We start from the raw sequence: 16,423 nt of genomic DNA, 5'->3' as shown, positions 1-16,423 counted from the left end.
GCCGGCTGGAGCTCCGTTGTCGCTTCTTCGCAGGTCAGGTGGAGGCGTTGGCGATGTGGAGGATGATGGCAGCGGCTTGGTCGGGGTGGTGGTGCAGCCAGTTGGTGAAGTGTTCTCGGACGGCTTCTTGGACGTAGGCGTCTGCTTCGGGATTGCTGAGTTTGGTCCTGGTGGAGCCTGCGAAGACGGGGTGGGCGAGTTTTACGGAGATGACCGCGCTCAGCCCCTCGAAGATGGCTTCGGCGGTGATGTCTTCGTCGCCTCCACCGATCAGTCGCTGATGCCGCGCGTAGTCGTTGACGACCTCTGTGAGCGCGGTACGGAAGCCCAGTTCGTGGGCGCCGCCCTCATGGGTGCGGGTGCTGTTCGCGAAGGAGTGGAACCCGCCTGTGGAGCAGGTGTTCCACTGTAGGGCGGCCTGCACGAGGATCGTCTTGTCCCCGTCCTCGTTCTCCGACTCGAAGGAGATGGCGGGGGAGTGGACCAGGCTCGCGGGGTAGGGGTTGAGGTGGGCGACGTAGGCCCGAAGGCCGTCCGGGTGGTGGTAGCGGACCGACCGTTCCGGACGCTCGTCGGTCAGTGAGATGGCCAGGCCCCCGTTGAGGAAAGACAGTTCCTGGAGGCGCTGCGACAGCGTGGCGAACGAGTAGCGGGTGGTCTCGAAGATGTCGGCATCGGGCAGGAACGCAATCGTGGTTCCGTGTTCGCCCGTCTCCTCGTTCCTCGTCAAGGTAGTCACAGGGGTGCCCTTCTCGTACTCCTGCGACCAGCGGCGCCCATCTCGGTGGACCTCGACCGTGAGCCGGCTCGACAGGGCGTTGACCACGCACAGGCCCAGGCCGCTGAGGCCGCCGGGGACCCAGTAGCCGCTGTGGGGCTTGGAGCCGAAAGACAGCTCCGTCAGCTCGCGTTCGACGGCCGACGTGCCCGTTGCCTCCTCCACCTCCACGGGGAGGCCCCTACCGTTGTCAGCGACGCGGACGCCGCCGTCCGCGGTGATCGTGACGTCGAGGCTGTCGGAGTGGCCGGCCAGGTGCTCGTCGACGGCATACGTGACAACGTCGTAAACGAGTTGATGCAGGCCGCGCTCGCTGGTCGAGCCGATGTACATGCCGGGGCGCCTGCGTATGGCCTCGCGGCCCTCGAGTACCTGGATGTGACTGGCGTTGTACTCGTTCACGTTCGCGGGCTGACTGAGGTTGCCGGACTCTGTCATGAAACACCCTCCCCTGGGCCGTCCTGAGTATGTGTGCGAGCGGATGTCGCCGAAGCAGCCGAAGCTGCTTCCACGCCGTCGCCGGTGCATGCCCATCCTAGATATCTGACGATAAATGGGCAGGTCAGGCCCTATTCGGTGAGGTCCCAGGTAGTCGCGTCCACGGCTTTGCCGCAGCCATCGCTCTGGGGGGCCGCTGCTGGGAGCGGAGCAGCGTGAAGGTCCCGCCGAAGGCGCGCGGGGGACCTTCTCGGCTCGGCCTGAGGTGTCTTTTCCTGCGAACTTCCGGCAGGGCGTGACTCTCTGCTGCGCCCAGTGGATGCAGCGCTCGGCGCGGGCAGGCCCGGAGCGGGTACGGGCGGCCTGGTGGTCGCTGTCGGGCCGGGACCGGATCGGTGTGGAGGGCCTGCTGGTGACCGGCGCGCTGTTCTCGTGGCCGCCTTGCGGGCGGGCCACCTCGGTTCGGTGCAGGCGGACTTCGTCCTGTCGGTCCTGGCCGGCACGGCCGGGGTGGCCACCTTGTGCCGGGGCGCCATGGACCGGCCGGAGTCCGCCGGACCGGTGGCCGGGCCGCTGGTGGCGCCCTCGGAAGAAGTCCAGCGGCATGCCGCCCGCGAGGCGGGCACCGAGCCCGGCGCCTGACCCACTTTCAAAGAGTCTCATCACCGATGCGTCAGAGGGTGCCGGAGGCCCGGGCCAGATAGATGCCGACGATGGTTCCGGCCACGGCGAGTACCACGAGCCACGAGCTTGAGCCAGTGTGGCGGCCCCGTCGGGGAGTACGTCGGCCACGGCCCGGCGGGGGAGCGGTGGTTGCATCGACTGACGCCTCGGCGAGCAGCCGACGGCACACTGTTGCCAGCTCCGTCGGCCCGACGGACAGGCTCGCGACGGCCTCGGCACGTGCGGGGGCCGTCGTGCCGCCTTCCAGGATCCGGCCGACCCGCACCCGGACCTCACCCGGTCCGCCGGCCGGCGCCAGGCTGATCCATCGCCGCACGTGCTCGCCGCGGATGACGACCCCGCCCTCACGGTCCCGGTACACGGTGTGCTCCCGCCACAGCACCTGCGCCAACTCCGACGCGATTCCCCGCAAATGCACGCTCATCCCAGCCCCCCACTGCCGACCCACCCCGTCCGATCGGACAACCGAACAGCGGATCCTAACTGCCCGCACTGACACCGCCGGGTCATGGGTCTGTGCTCAAGAAGCGCCGGGGCCGCAAGACGGCGCCGCCCGGTCACTGAACCCGGCGGCCCCGGGGTAGCTCTTCAGGAAGCTATCCAGGGCCGTGCGGCGGCCGAGGGCTCCCGGCACCACCAAGGGCCGGGCTACCGACAACCGGCAGATGACGTAACCCGCCCGCCCGCTCTGCATCCCAGTAGCCGACCTTCCGGTCATGGCTTGACACAGGCGGCTCGATCACGGCCTCGGAGAAGACCGGCGTGGCCGGCCCGGCCGCGCTGCAGGTGCGGTGCGGGAACGGGCAGGACCGTGTCCAGCGGTGCTACTCCTGGTCGGCGAAGCGCTCCCATGCGGACTGGCGGGTGATGCCGAGGGCCTCGCCGATCCCGGCCCAGGCGATTCCGCGGCGGCGCAGTTCTTGGACCCAGGCGCGCAGTTCGGCCTGGGACTCGTCGATGTGCGCGGCGATGCGCGGGATGTGGCCCAGCAGCTCGTCGTCGGCCATCGAGTCCCAGATGGGCCCGCGCGGGCCCTTCGCGCTGCTGTTGAGGGTGCCGTCGATGATCGAGGACGACAGGGAGACGCAATCGTTGCAAATGTAGACGCCAGGACCGGCGATGAGCTTGGCAACCTCGGTGCTGGGCTTGCCGCAGAAGGAACAGCGGGCGAGTTCGGCTGCGGGGTCGGGAAGGGCCATCACACACTCCTAGGGTGTCAGGTGTTCCCTGACACCCTAGGGCGTCAGGGAACACCTGACGAGGGTCTGGAGTGCGCCGGAGCGGGCGTCCACCGCTTCCGAACCGTCCCTGGCTCTCGGCTGGTTCAGGGATGATCATGGCGCCCCAGGCCGGCGACCCAGCTCGCTCTCCTTGCTGACGGCCGCGCCTACACCATCGGCAGCACCCGCACGAAGACGATCGAAGCCCCGAAGGCTGCGACCGAGTACACGGACACGGCGCCGATGCAGCTGGTCGTCTACCGGGGCCGGCTTCGTCGTCTCCAACAGCTCCATGGACTTCAAGCGCGGTGCGCAGGGGTGCGATTCTCGGCGATCTGCCCGGCCTGACCGTCGGCCCCCACCCGGCGGGCCGGCGTGGCCCGCACATCAGTGACGGGCCAGGTCGAAGAAGTCGTGAAGTGCTGCAACCGCTGATGATCCAACCCCACACTGGGCCGCTCGGCCGTTGGCTGCAGCGACATGCGCCGGCCGTCAAGCGGCAGGCCACGCAGATACGACTGGTCCTTCGCCCGCTGATCCCGGCGAACCAGCGGCGCGAAGAGCGCGGACGTGAACCCCTCCAGCCGGACTTGCACCGCGGCAAGGTCCCCAGCGCTCATGCAGTCAGCGAACTACCAGAGACCCGACATGACAAGACGGCTACTAGGAGGCCTGGTACGTGCCGGTGACCCAGTCCAGGCAGCTGGCGGTGTTGCGCCCGACGACGCCGTCGACGCCGCCGGCGCAGTGGAAGTCGCTCTGGAAGCGCCTGACCCAGTTCAGGGTGTTCTGGCCGAAATAGCCGTCCGTCGCGAGGCCGGCGTTGTAAGCCGAGTTCAGTTGCTGCTGCACGATGACGACGCAGGCGTCCTGGCGGCCGGGGTTGTAGGAGAGGTTGTGGTCGGGAACCCAGTAGCTGCGTGGCGCGAGGTCCGAGTTCCAGTACTGGATGAAGTAGCAGTTGCCACTGGCCGAGGCGCTCGTGGCGGTGGCCACGGTGCCGAGACCCGCGAGCATCACCACACTGAGGGCAGCGCCGGCGATCTTCTTGAGGTTCATTCCTTGGGTCCTTCGGTGTTCGTCGTGTGGATGAGTGGGGCAGGGCCGAGCGGCTGCCGCCCGCGGCTCACTCAGTAGCGACCGGTGCTGAGGTCACCGAGTTGTAGCCGTTGGACATCGAGGCGGAGCCCGTGGCGTAGGACTGGACGCCCGCGTCGTTCAGCATCGCGGTGTAGCAGGAGTACTGGCCCATGCAGGAGTTCCACGACAGGCTGTCGCAGCGGTTCCACTCCCAGTCCCAGGTACGGGTGACGGTGGCCGCGCCGTAGGGGCCGGTTGAGCGCACACGGCCCCAGACGGTGCGGCAGGAGGTGCTGTAGCGCAGCTCGATCGTGCCGCCCTGGGTGCTGTTGACGTAGATCGGGCTCGACTTCGCGGTAACGGCGGAGTTCGCGCAGCCGCTGGAGATCGGGACCTGTCCGCCATAGGTAGCAGCACTGGCGCTTCCGGTGAATCCGATGGCGAGGGCGATCGCAGCGGTGGCGACGGCGAGCGACCCCAGCCGCCTGAGCTGGAACCCCTCGGAAGCGGGTGGTGAGACCGGACCCGGATTCAGTTCCTGAACTCCTTGGTGCCGGGCAGCTTCCAGTAGAACGCTCCCGGGCCCGTCGAGAAGGTCCCGTTGTAGTAGGGGCTCCCGAAACCCAGTAACTGGGTACCGGTTTCGTTGCCTACGATTCCGTCCGCGTTAGCGAGTATCGCCGCGCCCGCCGTCGTGAGAGCGATACCGCCCTTGGCGAACTTGATTCTCAGGGACATGGGGGAGGAGCCTTTCTTGCGTGCACTGCTCGGGGAAGTGAGCAGGACAGCCTGTGTTGCCTCCTACACAGCGTCAGATGCGATCGCACTTCGCACCGATGTTCGCGTACCAGCGCCACTCCACGACCTTACGGGTGTTGGGCCCGTAGACCCCGTCGACCTTCTGGCCCGTTGCCCTTTGCAGCGATCGCACGGCTGCCTCGGTCTTGGCGCCGTAGACCCCGTCGGTGCCCCCGGTGTCCATGCCGTAGCAGATGGTCAGGGCGAACTGGAGCTGCTCGACTGCCGGGCTGCTGGAACCACGGCTCATGAGGCAATCGGTGGACCCACCGCTGGTTGCGGGGACCTGGGTCCAGTACGAGCCACGGGTAACAATCTTACCTACGCTGCAATAGCCATCGGCTGCCGCGGCGGTCGGGGCCATGGCGACCAAGACGCCCCCGAAGGTTGCGGCGAGGGTGGTAAGAGCGACCAGGGTGCGCTTCACGTGCGTCTTCTCCAAAGGTGTTGAGGGAGGGCAGGGCATACGGCATGACGCTGGCAGGGTCCGATCGACTATGGCGTGCCCGCCGTGCCGGGATGACGGTCGTCGAGGTTCCGCCGCGATGCCGTCGAATCTAGGTCGAAATCGATCGTGGTTCTGAACAGCCGGTGCAGAGAGCCTTGATGATGAGCGCGAGGAAGCTGGCAGGAATGGGCGGCAGCCCTGGCCTGCCGCCGCGGGACTCTGCCAGTTCGCGCCGCTCCTCGTCGTCGCCGACGTCCGCCGGGCCGTCCTCCGGCTACCTGAAGGCCACGCCGTCCGCGCCTTTGCCGATGCTGTGCTCGGGGAAGCCGACCGGCACCTGTCCGGCCTGCTCGAGGGCACCGTGCGTTGTGCCCAGGGCAACGCCCGGCTCGTATACGCCCCCGTTCGCGACCTCGGCCCCGCCCGGGATTCGCAGGCCCTCTCCAAAGCGCTCTACCGCCTGCACACCGCGCACCTGCGCGGCCACCCGCTGGACGAGGCCCTCGCCCGGCTCGCCTCCATCAACCCGGACCGGGCCAAGGTAGCGTGCTGACCACGAGGCCCACACCCTCCATGACCTTGACCGCGTCGTCCTGGTCCATCTGCTCGTCCTCGCTACCGTCGATGAACCACAGGACATCGACCAAGGCTTCGGCCAAGGCGCGAGTCAGAGACGGGTACGAGGACGTCATGAGGGCCTGCCGGCGGATTAACGACAGAGTCCGGCCATCCGACCACACGCCACTGACATCACTGTCCGTGAGCCCCCACGAGAAGTGGACCAGAGCCCGAAGCAAGGCGTTAAAGCCAATCGGGGGATGCCCGGTGTCGGTGTCGGCTGTGAAGATGAAAGGGATACCGATCCAGGTGTTCGGTGTGTTGTCGAGTCTTTGGAGTCCTGCTGTGCGAATCGAAGTGTGTGTGAGCGCCATCGCCCGTGACGGGCTTTCGTTCCCCGCTTCGGTTTCCGGCGCCGTTTGGTGCGGCCGGGGCGGGCATGCCAAGGACGCGACTGAAATTGCACCGCCTGCTTCGTAACCTCACGTCTTCCGGCTCGCCCGCGAGCCCTCAGACAGCGCTGTACGCGCTGTGCGTCAGCTTCTTCATGATCTGCCTGGATGCCACGGTCGTGAACGTGGCCGTCCCCGACATCCAGGCCTCGCTCGGGGCGTCCCTCAACGAGGCCGTCTGGGTCAACAGCGCCTACGCCCTCTGCTACGCCGTGCCGCTGATCCTCGCGGGCCGGCTCGGCGACCGATACGGTCCCAAGCGGATCTTCCTGACCGGCCTGGCCGGCTTCACCGTGGCCTCGCTGGCCTGTGCAATCGCCCCGAGCCCTGAGGTGCTGATCGCGGCACGGGCCGTGCAGGGTCTGACCGCCGCGCTGATCGCGCCCCAGACCATGTCGATGATCGTGCACATGTTCCCCGCCGAGCGCCGCGGCAAGGCGCTCGGGGTATGGGGTGCTGTCGGCGGTGCAGCGATGGCCGCGGGCCCCGTCATCGGAGGTCTGCTGATCACATGGACCGGATGGCGCGGCATCTTCCTGGTCAACATCCCCGTCGGGATCTTCGGCTGGATCGCGGCAGCCCGGCTGCTGCCCGACTGGCGGCCCACCAAGGAGCACCGCCTCGACCTGTGGGGCATCGCGCTCAGCAGTGTGGGGCTGACCGCGCTGGTCTTCGGGGTGCAGAGCGGTGAAGCGTACGACTGGGGCACAGTTGCCGGACCGGTGACGATCCCCTCGATCCTGGTCTTCGGCGTCCTGTGTCTGGCGGTGTTCGTGTGGTGGCAGCATCACAACACCCGCGAGCCGCTCCTGCCGCTGCGGCTCTTCCACAACCGGAACTTCTCGGCCGCCTCCGTCGGGGGCGGTGCCATGGGAGCAGCCATGGGAGGACTCTTCCTGCCGCTGATGATCTACCTGCAGAGCAACCTCGGCTACAGCCCCCTGGCGGCCGGCGCCGCCACCGTCCCGATGTTCGCCTTGTCCTCCCTGTGCGCGCGTCTGGCCGGGAAGTGGTCCGACACAACATGTCCCCGCGCCCTCGCGGCCCTGGGCTTCGCCCTGCTCACCCTGGGCACCGCCACTCTCGCCGGGCTGCTGCGCCCCGGCATCAGCATCTGGGTGCTGATGCCGTTGCTCCTCGTGGCCGGTGTCGGGGTCGGCCTGGTCTCGGTGCCGCTTGCCGGGATTGCCACCCGGACCCTGGAGCCATCCCTGGTCGGCGCGGCCTCAGGAGTTTTCAACACCACGCGGCAACTCGGCGGAGCCCTCGGCAGCGCCGCCACCGGCGTCCTCCTCCAGGCACGCCTCGGCGACACCCCCACTACCGCCACCCAAGCGGCGCTGGCCTTCCCCGTGGCCATGCTCCTGATCGGACTCGCTTGCTGCACCCTCGTCCGGCCGGTCCCCAGGACCCCGGCGGGCTGAGGAGGCCCGACAGTCACCCTGCTCTTCAGTTTCAGCAGGCCCGCCATGGCGTGACCGCTTCCCAGTGCGGTCGCGGCAGAGACCGCAGTCAGTCCCAAGCGTGTTCGCGTGAGGGGCTGACCGGCGCCTGTGTCCGCCCGTGCACGGTCGACGACGTCGGCCAACTGCGAGGCGGTCGTGATGTCGGACTGATCGGTGGGGTAGCTCCACTGCCGGAGCCGTTCGGCCGGCCAGCCGTCGCGGCGCAGCCGTTCGGCCATGGTGTTCCAGGTGGAGCCGTCGCTGTTCCAGCCGTGTACGAAAACGATCGGATCGGGCGGCGTCGCCGCGTGCGCGGGGACTTCCGGAGCGGTCCCCGCCACGAGCGCGAGGAACGAGAGGACGAAGACGGGTGCCGCATGGCGCGGGGTCGTTGTCACAGGCGGCGTTGTAGCGGCAACGGGCACGGAGTCGTAACTCCGTACGTCCCCTCTTCACCTGTCGGGCCGATCCGGATTCACCCGCCGGTGCGTACGAAGGCCGCGCGGGCGGTCTCGGACACCGTCGGCCCCCCCCGATTCGCTCGTTCCGGGCCGGCTCGTGCATGCCCGTGACGCCGCCGCCCCCTGCCGCGTGGTTCCCGGCCCGGATCCGCCGCCGTCCCGTACCCACAACACGACCTTCCCACAACCCACTTCGCTTCTCATGCGGCCACTCTGGCGGCGCGGACACCGCCTACGCGTCGGTGGTCATCACCTACGTAGGCGCCGTTCACCGGCGCGAGGACCGGCACAACGGATCTGCCCTCCGGGACTTGGCGTCAGCCTCGAGGCAGTGGCGGCGCAGGAACGGCAAGCACGGCAAAGATGCGCTGAATGCGCATGACCATGCCTTCGGCGGTCTGCTCGGGGTGGCCGCGCCACCACGCGACGGCAGCGCTCACGGCCCCATACCAAAGGTGCGTGACGAGTTCGGCGTCGAGCGGATCGTCCGCCGCCGAGGGACCGAGGAATTCGGCCACGCCGACTGCGCCCATGCGGTTCAGTTCCCGCCGGTACACGACGGCGGCGCTGTGGAGCTCCCCTTCAGCCGGCAAGGTCGGGTCGTAGACCAGCCCCCAATCGTGCAGCCGTCCTTCGAGGGTCCGGAACAGGGCCTCCAGCGTGCGTGCGGCGCGCGTGATGTCGTTCGGTCCCGTCTGTGCGGATTCGACGGCCGTCCTGAGGCGGGACCCCGCTCGGTCGAGGCACGCCAGATAGAGGCCGTCCTTCGACGAGAAGTACTCGTAGATCATGGGCTTGGTGACCCCTGCCCGCGCCGCCAGGGCCGCGGTCGAACCGCGGGCGTACCCCTTCGTGCCGAACTCCTCCGCTGCGGCGTCCAGGATCAGCCGTTCCCGGTCTCTGCGAGGCATCCCCTTCGTGCCCGCGCGCCGGAGTGCCGGGCCTTCCTCGTGCTTGCTCATGGCCTCACCCTATGCCAATCTGACCACCCGGTAACTTACTCGACGTTCAGATAGGTGCCCAGTGAGCGGCAAGACACGATCGTGGTGGGGATGGGGCAACGTGGAGGACCGGGTAACAGGTCCCGAGCGGAAGGAACTCACCCGGCGCGTCGCTGCGCTGCTTCCGGGCGCGGATCTGACCGTGCACGAGGCGCCGCCGATAGCCTCGTTCGACGTGGCCGCGGGCCGCGTACAGGCGCCCGCGGCTCTGGCGCCGTACGCATCGGCGGCTACGTCCGACCGGCTGGCGCACAGCCACGGACAGGCGTATCGGGACGTAGCGCGGGCACTGCTGGGGAAACTGACCCACGTGCCGGACCTCGTCATGAGGCCTACGTCCGAAGGTGATCTCGTCCGGGTGCTGGAGTGGTGCACGGACGCGAACATCGCGGTGATCCCCTTCGGAGGCGGCACGTCCGTCGTGGGCGGCGTCGAACCCCGTGTTGGTGATGGGTACTCCGGCGTGGTCAGCCTGGACCTGACCTCGATGAACCGGGTCCTCGAAGTCGACTTCACCAGCCGGGCCGCGCTCGTCCAGGCGGGCGTTTTGGGCCCGCACCTGGAGGCGCAGCTCCGCACGCACGGCTACACCCTCCGGTTCTTCCCGCAGTCTTTCGAGTTCTCCAGCCTCGGTGGCTGGCTGGCGACCCGCGCGGGCGGCCATTTCGCGACGCGGCTCACCCACATCGACGACCTCACCGAATCGCTACGGGTGATCACCCCGGCCGGGCCCGTCGAAACACGGCGGCTGCCGGGTTCCGGGGCCGGTCCTTCCCCCGACCGGATGTTCCTCGGCTCCGAGGGCGCGCTCGGCGTCATCACCCAGGCATGGGTCCGGCTCCAGGACCGCCCCCGGTGGCGGGCCGGCGCCTCAGTCGGGTTCTCGAACTACGACGCGGGTGTCCGGGCGGTACGCGCGCTGTCGCAGTCCGGGCTCGACCCGGCTAACTGCAGACTCCTGGATCCCGTGGAAGCCTTGATCAACGCGGGTTCGCCGACGGCCGTCCTGGTACTCGGCTTCGAGTCGGCCGACCACCCCGTCACCGCCCCGATGGAACGGGCGCTGGAACTGTGCCGGGACCACGGCGGTGTCCTTTCCGACCAGCCGCGCTATACCGGCAGGGCCGACGATCCCGCGCGCGGCGGAGCCGCGGACACCTGGCGCTCCTCATTCCTTCGGATGCCGTACCAGCGGGACGCGCTCGCCGCGCAGAGCATGATCGTGGAGACGTTCGAGACCGCGTGCACATGGGACCGGTTCGACCGACTGCGTGCGGCGGTCAACGGGGCAGCCCAGGACGCCATGCGGCAGGTCGGCGCCGTCGGCGTCGTGACCTGCCGGTTCTCCCACGTCTATCCGGACGGTCCTGCCCCGTACTTCGGCATCTACGCCACCGGAAAGTGGGGGAGGACGGTGGAACAGTGGGATGAGATCAAGGCAGCGGTCTCCGAGGCTCTCATCGGCTGCGGAGCCACGATCACCCACCATCACGCGGTGGGCCGCGACCACCGCCCGTGGTACGACCGGCAGCGCCCCGACCTCTTCGCCGCCGCCGTCCAGGCGGGCAAAGCCGTCCTCGACCCGGCGGCGATCCTCAACCCCGGCGTAGTGGTCGACCCCCTGCCCGGCCGATAGGAAGGCCCGGCAGCCCGAGGACGCCGGGGCCGGATACTGGGTGGTCGACCTCAAGGGCGAGGACCGGGCCCTGGAGATCGCCGACCGGGCCTCGGCATGCCACGGCCCGGTCGGGAACCCGGCAGAGACCCGACCGAAGTACGCCCCATTCCCTCGGACCTGCCAGCGGCCTGACCGCGACCGCCGACTGCGCGCCCAGTCCGACGATGACGACCTCCGGGCCGGACGAACCCGGTGCACTGATCGGCCAAGCGGCGCTCCACCACCGCCTGCCCTCCAGCTCCATGCCGAGCTCCACCCTTGGCGAGGCGAGTTCCCTGCACTGATGGCCTCAGGCCCGGTGTGTGTGCGCGTACAGGTCCCGGAGCAGGGAGACCTCCGCGCCGTGGTGGATCATCTCGCGGTTGATGTGCAGTACGAGTGTCGCCATCGGCTCCTGCGCGTACGCGCCCTCGGCCTCGCCGCACGGCCGCGCCAGCCCCTCCACGGTCAGGCCACGCACCCCGGTGACCCACCGCGCGTACGCCGCGTCGAGCTGTTCCAACGCCTCCGTCGCGGTGCCCGGGTACGCGTACGTCATGTAGTCCACGGGCGGTCCGCCGAAGTGCGAGGCACTGCGCGCCCCCAGCACACCGACGAGGACGTGACCGAGGCGCCAGGCGATCGTCGTGACCGGCGCGGGAACCGGCTCCGGATAGGACCAGTCGATCGTGAAGTCGCCAGAGCCGCCCTGAATCGGGGCCGTCCCTCTGCCGCGCGGCCGCACGGACCAGCAGTCCGGTACGGGTTCCCAGAAGAACTCGTCGTCGGTGAGGCCGTCCAGACGCGAACGCAGCTGGTGCTGCCAGTGCCAGTCGAGCTGCTCGGCGAGGAGCGTGTTCCAGTCCAGTGCCATGGGTCCCAAGCTAGAGGTCATCGCACTGCGGCCGGGCCGGCCGGTGACCGTGTCGGCGGCGGCGTACGCCCGGGGCTATGTATCCCAGCTCGGCGAGGGCGTCGGCACGGCGGCGCTCGACGTTGCTGAGCCCCCCTGCCTTCCGGCCCGAGCAGCATCGCGGGCCACGCGTAGAGATCGTCTTCTTCGTCGCCGACAAGCCAGACGAGAGATCAAGCAAGAGCAACGACGACCAGCACCCGCGCAAATACACCCCGGGCATCCTCGCTGGAAGTGAGGACTACTCCCTCTTCGGCGCACCCACCTTCCCGAACTGGTACGACGCCGATGGCAACCCCTGCACCATGCAGAGGCACAGGAGTGACGCGAACGGTAACCCCGTCCCTCGCGACGCCAACCAGCCCACGCCTATCTACCGGCCTCACGCTCGGTGACGTCGATCAGGGTTCGCCTCTAAAGATCGTTCCCAGGCAGAGCGATGTCAGACGCGCGGCGACGCGACAGGTACCGGACCTCCCCACCCGCCAGCTGGTTGACGGCCGCCCCGGCCAGTCCGTACCGGGCGTAGTCCGACAGCGGCTCGGACACCACCCGTGCCCGCCGCACGATCACGCCCCGGGCGACGGTACGACGCACGAGCCCGACCCAGAAGCTCCAGTACTCCGACTCCGTGTCCATCTCCCGCTCCCCGGTCTCCAACCAGCCGGCGAACCCGGGCGACTTGGCGGTCACCCCGTAGGCGTCGCGCATCTCGAGGCGGAGGGCGTAGACGCGTGCGCCGTCGAAGAGTTCGTCAAAGCACGGGACGCCGTCGGTCTGCGTCATCGCACGCCTCCTTCAGGAGCTTCCTCAGCGAGGCCGGGACACGGACGACCGCCTCGGAGGTAGGGATGTCCCCGCTCGAGCAGGTCACCGGTTTCCTCGTCCACCCACACCGACGGGCACCGCCCGGTGTCGCTGTCGGGATCCTTGCCTCAGAACCGTAATCCCATGGTCGTCTCCTGCATCACGGGTTTTGCGGGAAATCGCGCGGCGTTTCCAGCCAAGCAACGCTGCGGGTGCCGGGTCCAGAGGTTGAGCGGACCCGACCGGAACAGTTCGTTGCCCGCGGCAGGGCTGGCGACGGGGGTGTCGGTCCCCGCGCCGGGGCTCCGGGGATCACGTCTGCCGACTGGGAATCAGTATTCCTCGTCGGGGTAGCCCCACTGAATCTTCCCGTTCGCACCGGCAGCTACCTCTGCGACGGTCGCGGTGAAGAGCCCTTCGAAATGCGGCCGCCACAGGTAGAAGCGGCTGATCGCAAGCGGAAAGTCGGATTCACCGGACACGAAGAACGCGCCGTCGTCGTCCACCGCCACCCCCAGTGAGACCTGGAGGATGAGGGACTCCTCACGCAGCAGCTCCTCGAGAGCACGGACGATCTCCCAAGCCTGCGGCTCACCCGTGACACCGGAAACGGTGAAGGCGAGATCAATGTTGACCGACATGCAGGGAAGGGTAGACGGCGCCACCGACAGCGCCACGCGCTGCGGCAGAAGGTTCTACCGTGACCGCGCTGATCACGCGGGCCGCCGGCTGTCTTGTGCATCGAGGAGGTCAGCAGGGCCGCCTTCAGCAGCCGTTCCTTCAGCAACGCGCCGCAGCCATGGTGGTGGAGATCGCCACGGTGGCGCAGATGCGGTGCGGTTCGGCCGCAGGACCCGAGGGGGCTGCGTGGCAAGGGCGCGGGGCCGGCCGTCGCATGATCGGCGGCAGGTTCTGCGTCGTCATGGCTGCCGCCGGGCGGATGAAACTGGGGAGCGTAGAGCCGTCGTGTCGGCTGGGTCCAGGAGCACCTGGGTGAGGACGACGAGCGGGTTCCGGCTCGTCGTCGGAGATACGAGGTGTGACATGGAAGCGGCCGATGAACGGATCCGATGCCGTGCTGTCGGAGCTTCTGGCACGCTCGCACCGTCTCGAGGTCCGTGACATCCCGTCCACTGTCGATGAGACAGGCCGGCGCCTGGGCCTGTCCGCTGTACGACTCTACGTCACAGACCTCCAGCAGACCCGGCTCATCGCCCTGCCAGGCACGTCAGATACCGGGCAGGGCGAGGAGATCGTCGACATCGACTCCTCCCTGGGCGGCCTTGCCTACCGCACCCAGCAGGTCCAACAGCCGCGGCACGGCGGCACGGCGTGGGTACCGATGATCGACGGCATCGAGCGGATCGGTGTCATGAAGGTCACCGCACCGGAGATGACCCGAAGCCTGCTCGACTCGTGTGGGGCCCTGGCCGGACTGGTCACGCTGCTGCTCGTCTCCAAGTCCCCCTACAGCGACGCGCTGATCAGCCGCGAGCGGACCCGGGCCATGACCGTCCAGGCCGAGCTGCTCTGGGCATTTCTGCCCCCACGCACCATCGGCACCGCCACGGTCACCTCCGCCGCGGTCCTGGAACCGGCCTACGACATCGGCGGGGATGCTTTCGACCACAACTTCACCGACGGCACCCTGCACCTGACCCTCGTCGACGCCATGGGCCACGACCTCGCCTCCTGCGGCGCCAGCGCGACCGCACTCGCCGCCTGCCGGGCAACCCGCCGCTCCGGCGGCACCCTCCAGGGCGGATTCCAGGGATCGTTGCAACACAGCTGAAGTGGTCAGTGCTGCCAGTCGGTTTCGCCGCCTGGGCCTACCAGGACTGGTTCGAGTCCTGAGCTGGTGAGGCTCCAGGATTCGTAGTCGGGATCTGGACCGATGCTGAGTCGAGTGCCGTCGTCAAAGCCGAGGGACAGGGTGCCGAGCCCGGTGACCTTGGCTTTGGTGACGGCCTTGGTGAACCAGCCGCGCAGGGACTCCGAGCTTATGCCAGATTCCGGGCGAGGGCGGTGACCGTCTTACCCGTGGAGTCGACGAGCGCGATCGCGTCCCGTTTGAACTCATCGGTGTACCGCTTCGTGTACTTGATTCCCAATTGGTGCTACTCCCTCTGGAACCTCAGATCCCAGTCTCCAGGTGTCCACGATCAGGGGGACGGTTCACACTAGATGGTCCCCGACTGCATGGTCAGCAGTTGCCTCCGGGGACCACCAGGCCGCTCTCGTAGGCCGTCACCACGGCCTGGGCCCGGCTTTCGAGGCCCAGTTTGGTCATCGTCCGGTTTAGATGGCTCTTGACCGTCGCCTCGCTGATGACCAGCCGGCATGCGATGTCCGCGTTGCACAGGCCCCGGCCGACCAGCTCGAGTACCTCGCACTCGCGCGTGGTCAACGGCGCGAGGACCGCGGTGCCCTTACTGTCCCTCGTCCATGTTGGGCCTTGCGTACCCATTCTGCCCGGGGGGCCCGCGCTCTGCGCGGCAAACGCCTCCACGAGGCGGCGTGTGATCGATGGTGCAAGGATCGTGTCACCGCTCGCTACCGCTTCGATCGCCGTGAGCAGGGCCTTGGGGCCCGAGTCCTTGAGGAGGAAGCCCGAGGCTCCGGCCTTCACCGCCCCGTAAAGGTACTCGTCGAGGTCGAAGGTGGTCAGGACCAGTACGCGGGGCGGGGGCGGAGGCGTTGCGGCGAGGATGCGCGCGGTCGCGGTGATGCCGTCCATGCCCGGCATCTGAACGTCCATCAGGACGACGTCGGGCCGGGTGGCGGCAGCGAGCGAGACCGCCTCGATCCCGTCCCCGGCCTCAGCGACGACGACGAAGCCTGGCGCGGCAGTGAGCAGACCGACGAGCCCGGCCCGGGTGAGGAACTGGTCATCGGCCACGAGCACTTTCAACGGTGCGGATCCGGTCATGGTGGTCGATCACTCCTTGCGTCTCGATGTGGGTGGCGCCGGCTGGGCCGGACATGCCGTACAACCTCCGACCGGCAGGTTTCCGCGTGCAGGTCCGGTTTCGAGCAGAGCCGTGCGCCCGTCTCCAACTCCCGGTGTCCACTGTGGGTATGAGCCGCCTCCCGCACCGGGTGGAGGCTGGCCACGGGGATCAATCCCTTGTGGGACGACGGGGCTGACGCGCTCCCCGTAGGTTCACGTCCCGGCACCACCACGGAACCGTTCAACTACCGGTTCCGCACCAGGACAGCTCGCCGCCGGGTACTGCCCGTGAGGCAGGCGGTCCGTAAACAAAGGACGACTGACCATGATGCTGAGCAAGCGCTTGACGCTCCTCGTTGCCTCGGCCGCGCTGTGCACCGGTGTAGCCATGGCCCCGGGCGCCGTGGCAGCCACGAACTCGGGCGCCTCCGTGACGGGTGTGTACGGCTGCAACTACACCGACTCCCAGCCGCAGATCAGCCGCGGTTCGAGCGGTTCGGCGGTCAAGCAGGCGCAGTGTCTGCTCAAGTACTGGAACGTGAACATCGGCAGCTCTGGCGTTGACGGCCAGTTCGGTCCGGCCACCGAGCGCGCGGTCAGGGAGTTCCAGAACCGGGTCAAGACCATGTGCAACATGCCGGTCGATGGCATCGTCGGGCCGAAGACCTGGAGTGCCCTCAAGCACAGCGGCTGCTGACCGTAACCCGGCCGGGCACCTCCTACGGACGTGCCC

At 68.4% G+C, this 16,423-nt stretch carries 20 protein-coding genes and 1 pseudogene; 6 read left to right on the top strand and 15 right to left on the bottom strand.

Features of this window, described 5'->3' with window-relative positions:
- Positions 1 to 34 precede the first annotated feature (34 nt).
- Positions 35 to 1,216 carry an ATP-binding protein gene (locus ACZ60J_RS00305; protein ID WP_469677543.1) on the bottom strand — a complete coding sequence of 394 codons (1,182 nt, stop codon included), beginning with the start codon at positions 1,214 to 1,216 and terminating at the stop codon, positions 35 to 37.
- Positions 1,217 to 1,648: 432 nt separating this feature from the next.
- On the opposite strand from ACZ60J_RS00305, the gene ACZ60J_RS00300 reads away from it, so the two are divergent.
- Positions 1,649 to 1,858 carry a hypothetical protein gene (locus ACZ60J_RS00300; RefSeq protein WP_469677541.1) on the top strand — a complete coding sequence of 70 codons (210 nt, stop codon included), beginning with the start codon at positions 1,649 to 1,651 and terminating at the stop codon, positions 1,856 to 1,858.
- Positions 1,859 to 1,889: 31 nt separating this feature from the next.
- On the opposite strand, the gene ACZ60J_RS00295 is transcribed toward ACZ60J_RS00300, so the two are convergent.
- The 7 genes from ACZ60J_RS00295 to ACZ60J_RS00265 form a co-directional block, all read right to left on the bottom strand.
- Positions 1,890 to 2,324: a hypothetical protein gene (locus ACZ60J_RS00295; RefSeq protein ID WP_469677539.1), complete on the bottom strand. Its 435-nt coding sequence runs from the start codon at positions 2,322 to 2,324 to the stop codon at positions 1,890 to 1,892.
- A gap of 400 nt (positions 2,325 to 2,724) precedes the next feature.
- Positions 2,725 to 3,099, bottom strand: coding sequence for a ClpX C4-type zinc finger protein (locus ACZ60J_RS00290; protein ID WP_469677537.1), 375 nt, complete (start codon positions 3,097 to 3,099; stop codon positions 2,725 to 2,727).
- Positions 3,100 to 3,419: 320 nt separating this feature from the next.
- Positions 3,420 to 3,740: a transposase gene (locus ACZ60J_RS00285; protein ID WP_469677535.1), complete on the bottom strand. Its 321-nt coding sequence runs from the start codon at positions 3,738 to 3,740 to the stop codon at positions 3,420 to 3,422.
- Between the two features lie 43 nt (positions 3,741 to 3,783).
- On the bottom strand, positions 3,784 to 4,179 hold the full coding sequence (locus tag ACZ60J_RS00280) for a peptidoglycan-binding domain-containing protein (RefSeq protein ID WP_469677533.1): 396 nt from the start codon (positions 4,177 to 4,179) through the stop codon (positions 3,784 to 3,786).
- Between the two features lie 67 nt (positions 4,180 to 4,246).
- Positions 4,247 to 4,588, bottom strand: a complete 342-nt coding sequence (locus ACZ60J_RS00275; protein WP_469679071.1) for a DUF2690 domain-containing protein — start codon at positions 4,586 to 4,588, stop codon at positions 4,247 to 4,249.
- A gap of 143 nt (positions 4,589 to 4,731) precedes the next feature.
- Positions 4,732 to 4,938: a hypothetical protein gene (locus tag ACZ60J_RS00270; RefSeq protein WP_469677531.1), complete on the bottom strand. Its 207-nt coding sequence runs from the start codon at positions 4,936 to 4,938 to the stop codon at positions 4,732 to 4,734.
- Positions 4,939 to 5,011: 73 nt separating this feature from the next.
- Positions 5,012 to 5,248 carry a peptidoglycan-binding domain-containing protein gene (locus tag ACZ60J_RS00265; RefSeq protein ID WP_469677529.1) on the bottom strand — a complete coding sequence of 79 codons (237 nt, stop codon included), beginning with the start codon at positions 5,246 to 5,248 and terminating at the stop codon, positions 5,012 to 5,014.
- Positions 5,249 to 5,759: 511 nt separating this feature from the next.
- Here ACZ60J_RS00265 and ACZ60J_RS00260 point away from each other — a divergent pair.
- Both ACZ60J_RS00260 and ACZ60J_RS00255 read left to right on the top strand, forming a co-directional pair.
- Complete coding sequence (locus tag ACZ60J_RS00260; protein ID WP_469677527.1) at positions 5,760 to 5,999, top strand: hypothetical protein; 240 nt, start codon at positions 5,760 to 5,762, stop codon at positions 5,997 to 5,999.
- A gap of 444 nt (positions 6,000 to 6,443) precedes the next feature.
- Positions 6,444 to 7,880: a DHA2 family efflux MFS transporter permease subunit gene (locus ACZ60J_RS00255; RefSeq protein ID WP_469677525.1), complete on the top strand. Its 1,437-nt coding sequence runs from the start codon at positions 6,444 to 6,446 to the stop codon at positions 7,878 to 7,880.
- A 799-nt stretch (positions 7,881 to 8,679) separates the two neighbouring features.
- Here the strand turns inward: ACZ60J_RS00255 and ACZ60J_RS00250 are convergent.
- Complete coding sequence (locus tag ACZ60J_RS00250) at positions 8,680 to 9,324, bottom strand: TetR/AcrR family transcriptional regulator (RefSeq protein WP_469677523.1); 645 nt, start codon at positions 9,322 to 9,324, stop codon at positions 8,680 to 8,682.
- Positions 9,325 to 9,385: 61 nt separating this feature from the next.
- On the opposite strand from ACZ60J_RS00250, the gene ACZ60J_RS00245 reads away from it, so the two are divergent.
- Positions 9,386 to 10,999 (top strand): FAD-binding oxidoreductase, encoded by a 1,614-nt coding sequence (locus ACZ60J_RS00245; protein ID WP_469677521.1) that lies wholly within the window; start codon positions 9,386 to 9,388, stop codon positions 10,997 to 10,999.
- A 331-nt stretch (positions 11,000 to 11,330) separates the two neighbouring features.
- Here the strand turns inward: ACZ60J_RS00245 and ACZ60J_RS00240 are convergent, their stop codons facing one another.
- The 4 genes and pseudogenes from ACZ60J_RS00240 to ACZ60J_RS00225 form a co-directional block, all read right to left on the bottom strand.
- On the bottom strand, positions 11,331 to 11,894 hold the full coding sequence (locus ACZ60J_RS00240; RefSeq protein WP_469677520.1) for a DinB family protein: 564 nt from the start codon (positions 11,892 to 11,894) through the stop codon (positions 11,331 to 11,333).
- A gap of 73 nt (positions 11,895 to 11,967) precedes the next feature.
- Positions 11,968 to 12,052, bottom strand: a pseudogene (locus ACZ60J_RS00235) (dienelactone hydrolase family protein); the annotation flags it as partial.
- 295 nt (positions 12,053 to 12,347) lie between these two features.
- Complete coding sequence (locus ACZ60J_RS00230; RefSeq protein WP_469677518.1) at positions 12,348 to 12,719, bottom strand: DUF6879 family protein; 372 nt, start codon at positions 12,717 to 12,719, stop codon at positions 12,348 to 12,350.
- A 353-nt stretch (positions 12,720 to 13,072) separates the two neighbouring features.
- A complete protein-coding gene (locus ACZ60J_RS00225; protein ID WP_469677516.1) occupies positions 13,073 to 13,381 on the bottom strand; it encodes a hypothetical protein in 309 nt (102 codons plus the stop codon).
- Between the two features lie 416 nt (positions 13,382 to 13,797).
- Between ACZ60J_RS00225 and ACZ60J_RS00220 the strand changes: the two genes are divergently transcribed.
- A complete protein-coding gene (locus ACZ60J_RS00220) occupies positions 13,798 to 14,532 on the top strand; it encodes a hypothetical protein (protein ID WP_469677514.1) in 735 nt (244 codons plus the stop codon).
- A gap of 5 nt (positions 14,533 to 14,537) precedes the next feature.
- Here ACZ60J_RS00220 and ACZ60J_RS00215 read toward each other — a convergent pair whose 3' ends face one another.
- Positions 14,538 to 14,729, bottom strand: coding sequence for a DUF6188 family protein (locus tag ACZ60J_RS00215; protein ID WP_469679070.1), 192 nt, complete (start codon positions 14,727 to 14,729; stop codon positions 14,538 to 14,540).
- A gap of 214 nt (positions 14,730 to 14,943) precedes the next feature.
- Positions 14,944 to 15,669: a response regulator gene (locus ACZ60J_RS00210; RefSeq protein ID WP_469677512.1), complete on the bottom strand. Its 726-nt coding sequence runs from the start codon at positions 15,667 to 15,669 to the stop codon at positions 14,944 to 14,946.
- Positions 15,670 to 16,015: 346 nt separating this feature from the next.
- Here ACZ60J_RS00210 and ACZ60J_RS00205 point away from each other — a divergent pair, with 346 nt between their 5' ends.
- Positions 16,016 to 16,387 (top strand): peptidoglycan-binding domain-containing protein, encoded by a 372-nt coding sequence (locus tag ACZ60J_RS00205; RefSeq protein WP_469677510.1) that lies wholly within the window; start codon positions 16,016 to 16,018, stop codon positions 16,385 to 16,387.
- Positions 16,388 to 16,423: the final 36 nt, after the last annotated feature.

Source organism: Streptomyces sp. NPDC104226 (genome assembly GCF_055584085.1).
This window is presented reverse-complemented; position numbering and strand designations above follow the sequence as displayed.